The organism is Prevotella sp. 885 (genome assembly GCF_002265625.1).
Lineage (GTDB): Bacteria > Bacteroidota > Bacteroidia > Bacteroidales > Bacteroidaceae > Prevotella.
In genome coordinates, this window is the sequence record NZ_NOVE01000037.1 from 1 (window position 1) to 11218 (window position 11218).

General features: G+C 40.1%; 13 protein-coding genes. All 13 read right to left on the minus strand.

Going from position 1 to position 11218, the window contains the following annotated elements; translation table 11 throughout:
- The coding region (locus tag CHL74_RS10655; protein ID WP_176452234.1) for a DNA/RNA non-specific endonuclease at positions 1-564 on the minus strand (564 nt) is incomplete at its 3' end.
- A 101-nt stretch (positions 565-665) separates the two neighbouring features.
- Positions 666-2015, minus strand: a complete 1350-nt coding sequence (locus CHL74_RS10660; RefSeq protein ID WP_094881136.1) for a leucine-rich repeat protein — start codon at positions 2013-2015, stop codon at positions 666-668.
- Positions 2016-2037: 22 nt separating this feature from the next.
- Positions 2038-2937 carry a fimbrillin family protein gene (locus tag CHL74_RS10665; protein ID WP_094881137.1) on the minus strand — a complete coding sequence of 300 codons (900 nt, stop codon included), beginning with the start codon at positions 2935-2937 and terminating at the stop codon, positions 2038-2040.
- A 12-nt stretch (positions 2938-2949) separates the two neighbouring features.
- Positions 2950-3372: a GPW/gp25 family protein gene (locus CHL74_RS10670; RefSeq protein WP_094881138.1), complete on the minus strand. Its 423-nt coding sequence runs from the start codon at positions 3370-3372 to the stop codon at positions 2950-2952.
- A gap of 23 nt (positions 3373-3395) precedes the next feature.
- Positions 3396-3695: a PAAR domain-containing protein gene (locus CHL74_RS10675; RefSeq protein ID WP_094881139.1), complete on the minus strand. Its 300-nt coding sequence runs from the start codon at positions 3693-3695 to the stop codon at positions 3396-3398.
- Positions 3696-3702: 7 nt separating this feature from the next.
- On the minus strand, positions 3703-4455 hold the full coding sequence (locus tag CHL74_RS10680; protein ID WP_094881140.1) for a phage baseplate assembly protein V: 753 nt from the start codon (positions 4453-4455) through the stop codon (positions 3703-3705).
- Positions 4456-4457: 2 nt separating this feature from the next.
- Positions 4458-5039, minus strand: coding sequence for a hypothetical protein (locus CHL74_RS10685; RefSeq protein ID WP_141241307.1), 582 nt, complete (start codon positions 5037-5039; stop codon positions 4458-4460).
- Positions 5040-5049: 10 nt separating this feature from the next.
- Positions 5050-5580, minus strand: coding sequence for a DUF4255 domain-containing protein (locus CHL74_RS10690; protein WP_094881142.1), 531 nt, complete (start codon positions 5578-5580; stop codon positions 5050-5052).
- Between the two features lie 2 nt (positions 5581-5582).
- On the minus strand, positions 5583-6512 hold the full coding sequence (locus CHL74_RS10695) for a fimbrillin family protein (protein WP_094881143.1): 930 nt from the start codon (positions 6510-6512) through the stop codon (positions 5583-5585).
- Positions 6513-6534: 22 nt separating this feature from the next.
- Positions 6535-7425 (minus strand): fimbrillin family protein, encoded by an 891-nt coding sequence (locus CHL74_RS10700; RefSeq protein WP_094881144.1) that lies wholly within the window; start codon positions 7423-7425, stop codon positions 6535-6537.
- Positions 7426-7450: 25 nt separating this feature from the next.
- Entirely contained in the window at positions 7451-8344 is an 894-nt protein-coding gene (locus CHL74_RS10705) for a FimB/Mfa2 family fimbrial subunit (protein WP_094881145.1), read from the minus strand.
- An 18-nt stretch (positions 8345-8362) separates the two neighbouring features.
- Positions 8363-9592, minus strand: coding sequence for an OmpA family protein (locus CHL74_RS10710; RefSeq protein ID WP_094881146.1), 1230 nt, complete (start codon positions 9590-9592; stop codon positions 8363-8365).
- A 493-nt stretch (positions 9593-10085) separates the two neighbouring features.
- A complete protein-coding gene (locus CHL74_RS16275) occupies positions 10086-11213 on the minus strand; it encodes an AraC family transcriptional regulator (protein ID WP_254923278.1) in 1128 nt (375 codons plus the stop codon).
- Positions 11214-11218: the final 5 nt, after the last annotated feature.

Consider the following 11218-nt stretch of genomic DNA (forward strand, 5'->3'; position numbering starts at 1 on the left):
ATTGTTAGTTTCAACAAGTTTATTTGCCATATTTGGGGCAAGCAGGCTTGCTTTACAAACAAAATAAGAATTTATATAATTATTTCCATAATAATCATCTAATTTATAGTTTATGCCTACAACATTAACTTCATAATCAACCCAATGCTTATCTACGTTAACCCATTGTTTTACGTGACTTTCGATACTCCGTTCATGCTTTCCGTTTGCATCTGCTGTTATTGGAAATAAATTGTAGTCTTTTCCTGGTCCCCCGACATTGTCATTTAACAAATGTCCTCTGACATATTTATTGGGAGCTTTCAAGGAGCGGCTTGTTGGTAATCTGCTCATTATGTTCTGCTGAACACCATATTCTGGTGAACCACCTTGTTGATGTTCTGGGCCAATAATAGCTTTCATGTGAACTCCAACTGTATCACCTAAAATTGTACTCGTTTTCCAATCTACCCTTGTTTGATGTCCTTCTAAAGGTTCTCTTGACATGGAAAACTTACTGATAGATGTAGGCTTATCGGAAGAGAAAACCCTAGATTTTTTCCTATTTTGTATAGTTGCATACATGTTTGATACATTTTACAAATTAACACTAAAAACAATACCTCAAATTCATATCTATCATAGAGTTTATTTATTTTCTCTACGATATTGGAACTCTTACTGTTTTAATCATTAAACCAACATCTTACAGATCTGAATTTCATTTCAAGGAAAGATTTGTTTGCATGGTCAGGACTCCCCATATAGGGTTCTTCAGATGGAGTCCAACAATAACGACCATCAATTAGTTCCATGGTCATTCTTTTCTGTTCTACAGACAACTCTAAATCTATTATATCCGTATTAATACCACCAAAAATTCCTTCCATGTCGTACCCTTTCACATCTGTGAGTTCTCCAAAAGTTACTTTTCTCAAATCGTAACAGCTTCCAAAGGCGTATTCATCTATAGCAGAAACATTCGGAGCATAAATTTCTTGCAAATACTGATTGTTAGATAAGGCACTCTTTCCTATTTTTGTCACATCAGGCAAAGAAATAGACTTTAAAGCCATTATATCGTTCAAACCATCTGCAGGAATTTCCTTGCATCCTATTAGAGTGAGGTCTATAGTGCCATCTTGCACATTCTCAAAAGCTTCACGGATAGCCTTAAACTCATTATCGCCAGCATCAGAAGCGAGGTTAAGTCTTATAGCAGTCTTGCTATTTGCTACTTCTTGTTTGATAGATGACTTTATTTCTTCTGCACTATTTGCCGAAATGACAGTAGCATCCAGAGCATAGCTCTTAGCATTTTCTGTTTCTTTCGAGAATTTATAAGTTGTCAAAGTTGCTCCTCGATATTTCACAGTAACGATGGAATTATTATAGAAAGTTCCATACAAATAGGCATTCCCCTTTTCGTCAGAAGTAAGTGTATATGTCATGTATAAACTATTAGGATGGACTGTTGGAGCAAATAAATCGACGTCCACCTTTATTTCTGTTTTAGGAATGGTTGCTATACGGAGGCGTGAATAATTGCGTGTTGCATTGGCAAATGATATATCCACATAATTATTATCGCCATAATGAACAGTGCAAGTTCCCTCGAGGAACTCTGCAGTTCCATAGAGATTGAAATCCTTTAACTCAAGAGAACCATTTATCCATCTACGATTTGGAGCATAGTAAGCATAAGCCGTCACAGGTTCCCCCTCAAGATAGCACAATGAGTTACCATCTTGAATTTCAAACTTTACTCCATTATATTTTAAAGTTGCAGTCTGGGTTCCTAACTCTTTAGAAGTTAACTTTACACAGATTTCATCTCCAACAGCCCATGCTGTCTTACCCTTGTCTTCTTCGCCGATAGTTCGGGTAGAAGGTTTCTCAAACATAGGAAAGTCATCTACAACAAAATGTATGTTGCTTTTTACAGTAGGTGTAGATTCTTCGTTTATATCATTAGCACATGATGCCAAAACAACAGCAATCAATGCCATCATCATGTATTGGATAATCTTACGCATAATTATATTCTCCTTTTATTTGTTATAGTTCTTCTTCATTTTCCCAACCAGGCAGAACACCTTGATTCTTGATATTGAGTTCCACTTTGTCTCTTCCTATTTTTCTGAGACTATAGGTGTAACGATGCCCTTCCAAAAAATCTGTTTTTTGCTTTAACTTGACGGTATAATCTTGCCCATCTAAAGTAAACTTCAAAAAATCAGCACTTGTGTCTAACGAGCCTGGTACTATGATTGCAGAGAAAGACTTTTCTCCATTATCTCCTGTCTGGCATGCATATACCAACGTTGACACTTTATAATTAGAAGTGTCCATTATCCAATCACTGTATGATCTACTAAAACTAGCTCCATTGCATGGCGAACAAATCTGTAGGTTACTTATATCCTTATTAGGATGATCGTATGAACCAATTTCATAGAAAATTGTGACCAGCGACATACGATGCTTCATAGGAATTCTTACATTGGACCGAGGATAATCGTGCCAATATCCAGTTATAAGATCAGCGTTTTTTAATTTACCTTCGCTGCTTTGGTCCACCTGTAAATCATACGATAAATCATCTTTTCCAAAATTATTATCAGATGGATATACAGCCAAAATAGTATGTTCATCGATATCATCTAACCAACGAAAACTTCCTGTACGAGGCCATTCGTTTGTTTCCCCATTAAAAGAAAGAACAGCCGTACTACCAGGATTTGAATCAGTAAATATATGTACTTTTAGTTTATCTCCATTCTCCCAACTGTTACCATATCCCAAAGTATTGACACGAGTCTGCATACCTCCAACAGAGAAAGTCGCATTGATTTCCTGCCCTTTCAGCGTTGGAGCCATATCTTCATTTTGCGTACATGCAGCAAAGCCAATAGTGATAAAGGCTAATCCTGCATAGATAAATTTTCTTATGCTCATAATATCTTGTTTTTATAAGTTTACTAAATCTGTTCCCTCTACAAAATAGAATGGATAAACCATATTGGTTCGTCGATTCGTCTGCCTTATTGTATAGTCTATGAGGATATTCATTTTCCCCTCGTCTTGTTTCTCCTCGAAATCAATCCGATTGACTATCACTCTTGGCTCAAACAGAATTATCGACTGTTCTATTCGGTCTCGTAACATCGTTCTTGTGGATGCCGTCATCATTTCAAAGGCGTATTCCCTAATGGGACAACCATACTCATAACGATGTACTCTTTCTCCAGGCGATGTACTCAACAAGGTCATAATGCTTTGCTGAATATTAGCCTCGTTTGCAACCATCTCAGTGGGTTGCGAACTTCCGCCACCTTTAAAGCGTGGAGGATAGTTCCATGCTATTCCTAAGAACGTTTTTGTATCTGTCATATCTCGTATCCATTTAATTATTTCTAACCACCTATGATAACTGTAGGACAACCCATGATGATGCTACCCCCATGCGCTGTTGTATCGCCCATCCTTGCAGCTGGTTTACCACCTATCATCACTGTTGTTGAACCTTTAATGATAGTGTCGGGCGGTCCAACGCAAGTAGCCATGTCGCCCATAACGGCTGCAGGAAGTTTTCCTATCAGTACCGTTGGCACTCCTGGTCCAATAATCGGACCGCCTACATGTGGAACAGGAGGAAGTCCTGGTGTCTGCATCGGACAGGTGTGCATATCTGTTAATCTTGCAGCATTTGGCATATCTTTATCAGTTTATCATTACCATTGCGCCTTTGACAGTGGTCTGACCAGAAGCTGAAAGTTCCGCCGTAGCATTGCCTTTGACCTTCGCACCGACTTTGGCTGTAACTTTTACGTTTGTTCCATTTATATCGACATCCGATTTTGCATCTATACTGACTTTTCCGGCTGCATTCAGTGCAATATTACCTTTCGCTGTCAGCTTTATATTTTTTGAAGAGCTAAGTTCTATACCATTACTGTCCATGACCATCTTGTTTTTGTTTTGGTCTGTAACAGAGATGGATTTTCCCTCGTCACTCATCACTATCGTATTCTTTGCAGGCGTTTGAATTGTTATGATTTTCTTTTCCTCGTCAAACTCAACAGACATCTTTGAACGAGTCACAATCGCCTTTATGTTGTTTTTTGCCTCATATCCAAATGGAGGAGTGTGTTTGCTTCCATACATCCCTCCAAGGACTATCGGGTAGTTTGGGCTGTTATTGATGAATCCCACGACCACCTCGTCACCTATTTCGGGAAGAAAGAAGATTCCCGACTGATTGGTGGCATATACTGACGAAAGGCGAGCCCAAAGCAATTTCTTTTCGCCATCCATCCATGGCAACTCTACCTGTATGCGGCATTGCTTGGATGCGTCACCATCAAGTTTCTTGACCACAGCAATGTGAAGCCCTTCCATTCCCGGTAAAAATCCTGCGGCAGTAGGAGCAATCACATCTGCTTCGTCTGTTATGTTGTTGGCAGGAACTCCCATGCCTACCTTTGTAATCTAAATGTTAGTATTTCCTTGTCTGTTTCCAATTTCAAGCATTCTGAGGATATTTCTCTATTCGTATTTTGACAAATGAAGACATATTCCCAAAAACGCTCAGGAGTTTTGAATATTAGAGTGTTCTTCAGTGGAACATCCTTCTTTGCTGCTTGCCATAACTCTTTTGTCAAATGAATCATTATAGTGCAAAATGGTATTCCAAAACTCCTTTTTACTCCTATTTCAGTTATCACGTCTGTAGCATTAACTTCGGACTTTCCAATCGGTAAGTCTATCTGATAGGCAACCATTGGATTGAAGTTTTGCCATTCGGTGTAAAAAACAAATGCAGGTTCAGACATCAAGACTCTAAACTCAATGATGTCAGATTCGGTATCTAAACCTGCATTTTCCGTATCATACAATATCGTCCATTCGTTTTCGTCAGTCTGTCGAAACAGCAAACCTCGTTGCGTCATCAGCTTTTGTGCTGAAGGTAGGACAGAACACATCAAGGCATTACCATTACTATCCTCAAAGTATTCATGCTCTATACGAAAGCTATATAATGAACGATATGTACTCATGCTGTCAATTTTATGTTTGTACTTCTGTGTTCTGAGCAGTTGAACCACTTGATTTAATTTCATTGGAATCAATTACAACTCCAGTGAGTTTACACACAACAGAAGGATAATATTGTCCTCCCATTGTTGTCCAAATGTTATGGAAGTCAAATGTGGATACAGTTTCCAAAGTTAGAGTATATTTCACATTGTCAATCATAAACTTCTGCTGTGACTGTATGAACGCCAATGCCTTGGAAAATACTGACAATGATTCCGCATATTGCTTTTCCTCAAAAACAGCCGCAAACATTACTTTCAGATTCAGCAAGAATGGGGCAGAAGAGGATGTGAAGCTGCCACCATAAGTCTGAACATTGTTTGAGATACCTCCTGCAGTTTCTCGTTCTACATTCACCAATGAAACGATTACCTTATTAGGAATTTCTCCTGTTCTTTGACCTATATGTCCAACTTCTGCAAGCCCTTGTGGTCGATGGTAGTATCGACCAAGATAGCTATTGAGTTGCTCTGCGCAATATGTCAGTATTTTCTTTATCATTGTTATTGCTGTTCTGTGTCCAGACTGCCTTCATCAATTGGCTGCCAGCTTGTAATGCCAGCATTTTCTATAACAACACCTGTGTTGCAGATACGTATTGTATATGTGTACAGATTGCCGCCTTTAAACTCGTTATTTGTTGATGAAGCCAATGATGCTGTATAAGTATTGATTGTGCCATTCGCAGCTGCATCCAATTCTATATCCATCTTGTTGTTGTCCAAAGGCTGAGGGAATACAATAAACTCGCAGGTGACACCGTTTATTAAACTTTTATCGTCCACATCGGATTCATAAATTCCCCTATCTCCAAAGACTGTAACTTCACCAGTTAGTGTATTAATAGAACCTGTCTTATAGATACCCTTTAATTTTAATACGTTTTTAAGGTACGCATTCTCTGCATTAATGCCATCGCCAGCCTTGAAAGTCAACCGTATCATACTCATGCAATGCTTGAAATTATTGTCTCCAGTAAATTGCACCTGAGGGGAAGACTTGGTGGCGGTTGCACCAGTTGCAAAGAGAAAATCTGCTGGGCATGGTTCACCTTCCTTTACCTCAGCCATATTCCAATCATCTACAATGCCATTACCATCAACATTTTCTTGATATGGATAATAGGCATTGAAATTCACGGTTTCTGTTGCGTCTGCAAAATATATTGGATTGTCAGATTTGAAATTTCCGTCACCTGTAGTTGTATATTTCACATTGCGTCCTATTGTATAGCCGGTTGATGTGACATTTACACCTATGGCATCGTTATTAGACCATGTGTTGCCTGTGGTGGCGCGTGTGACGTTTTTAACAATGTCTGCCTGTACAGTAGCAGCAACAGGACCGCTGTTGCCGATACCGTCTTCTTCGTTAGCGCAAGCTGCAAACAGCAATGCTACAGCAGCGATGTATAAGATTTTAAACTTCTTCATAAACGTTATATTTTAAGTGTTGTTATTGTGCTATATGCTCATTCTTGTCTCCTGCCTCTGTCCAAGGCTCAATGGTTCCAGAAATATCTACGGCAGAACGACTTAATTTTACTACTGTATAGTGGTATCTGTTGCCACCCTCAAGTTTTACAGGCATTGTCCATAAGAAAGGAGCATCGTGACCATTGTTGAGGCTAAACTCTATCACTCGGCTTTCTTCTTCTGTAGGGAGCAGAATTGCCTCATACAGTTTGCCTGCTTCGGTGGTTTTCATCGTGATGTCCGCAGGACTTTCTTCACCAGAGATAGTCCCATCCACAAGATTGAAAGTGGCTTTGGTATTCTGACCTTTCACTTTCACAGTCATTTCCTCAAGGTCTTCTTGCGTGAGACCGTTACCTGGTTGAACATCCAAAACAAGATTGCTTAACTTATGGAAGAACTTCAAATCTACCTGTGGCGTAGCTTTGTTGCATCCTGTCGCCTTGGCATACATAAAGTCGATAGCTTCTTGTTTCGTTTGGTCTGTTACATCAAGTGCTACCTTGTAGTCATTGACAGTGGTCTGTGGATAGTAAGAATAGAAGTCCACATCTCCATCTATCGGGAAGAAAATAGTCTTACCACCAGAAATTGGCGAAAAGGCGATACTTCCATTTGACTGATAACAAACATTGTCAACTCCCTCTTTGATTGCATCTGTCGAGAGAGTTTGGTTTGCTCCTGTCATGAAGATACCAATTTTGTCACCATCAGCCCAAGCTATTCCTGCAGCACGAGTGTTAACGTTGATGCCGCCAGTAAACTGCACGGCAACCTTGTCATTGTGTGTCATAGGCGAGTCTTCGCTACTGCATGAAACCATTGCACCAGCCAAGAGTGCAAGGGCGAAAAACTTTGTCATCTTTTTCATCTTATAAACGGTTTAAAAGTTATTATTACTTTATTTCTACTTCATCGTTGAGGTCTTTCCAATTATTGATGGTCGCATCAAGATTCATCTTTGGCTGCATCTCATTGTACTTGAACCGTAACTCGTATTTTCCTCCAACCTTCATTGCTGGAGCAGTAATGTCGTACTCTTGCAAGGTCTCGTTAGGGAGCAAGAGGCGGAGATAGATATGAGAGACTGGGCTTCCCTGGATGGTTGGCATCAGTCGTATTACTTCCGATTGCAGGGTTGACTCTGTTGCCAAGATGGTAGGGAATTCCACTTCCGTAGGCTCCAAGCTCGGCAAGCCATAGTCGCCATCACCATTCTTCTGTGTTGGGAACAGACACCAGGCTGCATCTAATGCCTTACCACTCATTTCTGTACCTTTAGGTACATTCTCTATGATGATGGTCAGTTCGGCAAGCACGCTTTTAACAGGATTCTGTACCACATAGTTGCCTTCCTTGTTGTCAATCCTCACGTCGGTCACTCCGAAATAAGCATTATGGTTCACATCCTTAGGATTGGTCAAGCCTATCTGGATATTGTTCCAATTAGTCAAAGCCCTGGTCTGGTCAGTGGTGAAGAATGGCTCTATGAGATTGGTAATAGCCAATATCTGATAATGCCCTTCAGGAAGAGCGAAGCGTTGGCTTGCCACCTCCTGCGCACAGCCATAATGTTTTTCCTCTACTAATGAACCGTCATCGGCATTGAATATCCAGAGTTTAACGTCCTTCACTTCCGTACCTTGGTCGGCTTCATCCGCCCAAGTGAGCGATACTGACAAACCACCCTCATCCTCACCATCATGAACATCATGGTCGCAACTTGCCAATAGGTATGGGACGCATAACAGCACCCATAACCAAATATTAAATTTTCTGTTTGTTTTCATCTTATCTTGTTTTATGGGTTACTGATTATTTTTATCTTTCGTCTCTACTCGGCGAGCTTTCTCTGCATTTTGAGTGCTGTCGCTTCCATTTCCTATTGTTGAAATGCGATTTGCCTCTATACCTTTTTTCACAAGCCAAGCTTTTACGGCTTCGGCACGTTGGCGAGATATTCGCTTGTTGACAGCTACGCTGCCTCTTGCGTCACACCAACCTGTTACCGTTACCTTCATATTCGGATTCTCATTCAATGTTTTGAGAATTTCATTCAACCTTGCCTCTTCATTTTGTTGGATGTCGATACTATTGAAAGTGAAATATATGACAGGGAAGATCACATTAGCAGGTTCGGCAATATCTTGTTCTATAACTTTTGTTTCTGCCTTATCTACAGTCTCTTTCCGATTGACCTCCTCCGAAGGAGATTGTTCTTGCTGTATAACTTCCGTTTGTGGAATAGATGGAGTTTCAACCACCTTTTTCTTTTTGTTTGAGAGGTTGAATCCTAATCTGATACCACTTTCCCAAATGAAGTTGTTCTTATGTAGATGCTCAGGCATTCCATCCATACTTTTCCCCGTGAGACGTGTCACCCCAGAATATATGCCAAGTTTTAAGCAAGAGGTTAGTTGATAACCAACCTGCAAATCTGCCCCATAACCCAAATGCCAGTTGGTTGAACCTTTCATAACCTCAACACCGTCAGCTATTGTAAGAATAGCAGCCTTGGTTGTTATTGCATATATATGAGGTGAGACAGCTAAATCCCATCGACTGTTAGCAGTCTTATGAAACAATCCAAGAAGATTGATATTTACTCTTGCTCCATATTGCCCCATCTTGACATGGCTTTTCAAATCGGCATATTCCCAACTATCCATGCCCAAGACACTTGCTTTGTAAAGTACGCCATCGCTTCCTAACCAATAGTTACGTTCTACACAGCAGTCTTGCGCAGCTAAGTTCATTTCTCCATACTTGGCAGACAGCTCTGCCGAGAAAATGGAATTGAAACGATAGCCACCATATAAGCCAGCAGCCCAACCGAGGTACGTCTTGTCATGTCCGAAACTTGAGAAAGTAGAGAAACCGAAAGGCATTCCACCCTCAATACCGATGTACCAGCCTTGCGAAATAGTCTTTCCATCTTTTTTTGCTTCTGCTCTCGCAAAAGAAAATGGAAGAATAAATGCAAGTATTGCAACCAGCAACCGATTTTTTGTTGTCAAATAATTTATCATATCATTCATTCATTTTTTATCGTAAAAATAAAAATCTATCTCCAATTACAGGACAAGTATCCACCATAAAGCTAATTCATCCATTCTATCCGAAACTCACTCCAGGAAATACAAGAGGTTTGTTAGGAAGATAAATATGGATGCAAAGAACAAATATATATAAAAGCGTTCCCTCTTGATGAAGTCACGAAAGCTATAGCGAGCCTTATAGTGATCATCAAGATATATCCTGTACTCATGTATCATGGCATATCCCAAGATAATACCTAATATGAGTACAAACACCCCGATGATGATCAAGGCTAATTCTATCCTTGGCATAGTTTCTATTATTTCCTTCATGTTGCAAATATAGTGAATTTCCACGAAAGAAGGTGCAGTTTTTCACTGTACAAGTGTCGCATTCATACCAAAAAGGTGTCGCATTCGTAGGAATGCGACACCTTTTTGGCTGTTTTTCGATAAAAATTTTGCTTTTTCTTTGGTATTTTACGAAAAATGATTATGCTGAATTTGTATCATTTTGTGCTACATCTGTAGATTGGAAGTCTCTCCATTCTGTAGGAGAACAGCCTTCTTTTGTCTTGAAGATTCGGTAAAGATGAGTGCGACAAGAGAATCCACACTCGGCTGAAATGATGTCGTTGCTATAATCTGGATATTCCAACATCATCTTTTTTGCAGCGTTGAGACGTATCTCGCTGAGCCATATTCGGAAGTTAGAGTGCAAGCATTGATCGAAAAACAGGCTCAATTCGTTCTTTGATATACAAAGTGTACGAGAAAGCGTCAACATGTTTACATTACAATCCTTATAGCCCAAATCCATACACCATTGGTCAAGACTGTTTTGGATAAAGTCTCTGCGCTCCTCAGACAATTGCTGTAAAGGTTTTTTCTCTCCGCTTCGTTGATTTTCCTCTTCTTTATCCAATAGCTCTTCTGTTGGAATATAACTGCTGCCGAGAGCGATAAACGTAAGATTGAAGAACAACAAGGCAAGCAATACGGCAGGACCTACTATATATAATAAGGTGGTAGAACAGATGGCAACTGGCATAGCGAGAACTGCGAGCCATAGAATGATTACACTTGCTCGGGAATATCTTACGTAAGGCAACAAATCCGTTGCCGCCATTGTCTCCAACATATTTTTACGCCTAATCATCTCCTGAATAATCATGTATATGCAATAGAAAACACTTACGCAAAACAGAGTCAGCATCAGATAAAGCCCCTCTCTGATATACAGGCTATGATGAAGACTGATACCCACGCAAAAGACCACAATGATGGCAGCATAAATGCCACTGCACATCAGTATCATCTTTCTGAGGTTAGCACGGGTGGTTTCTATGTTGTAGATTCCTATGGAAATGAGCGAGAAGCAGGGGGTATAGAGGAGGATGTTGATGACCGCCCCCAGATTATCGTGCATAGCACGGAACCCGAAAGTCATCTGCAACACATATTGTATCGCCAGTCCTATCAGGGCAGCAACGATCATCCATCGAGAACGCTCATACCGCTTGTTCTCCCATCTTACATGCAGATGAGAGAGTGCTACGATGAAGGCATTGACGAGCATGAATATGAAGCATGCAAACTGAAATAGAAATAATGAATCCATACGCT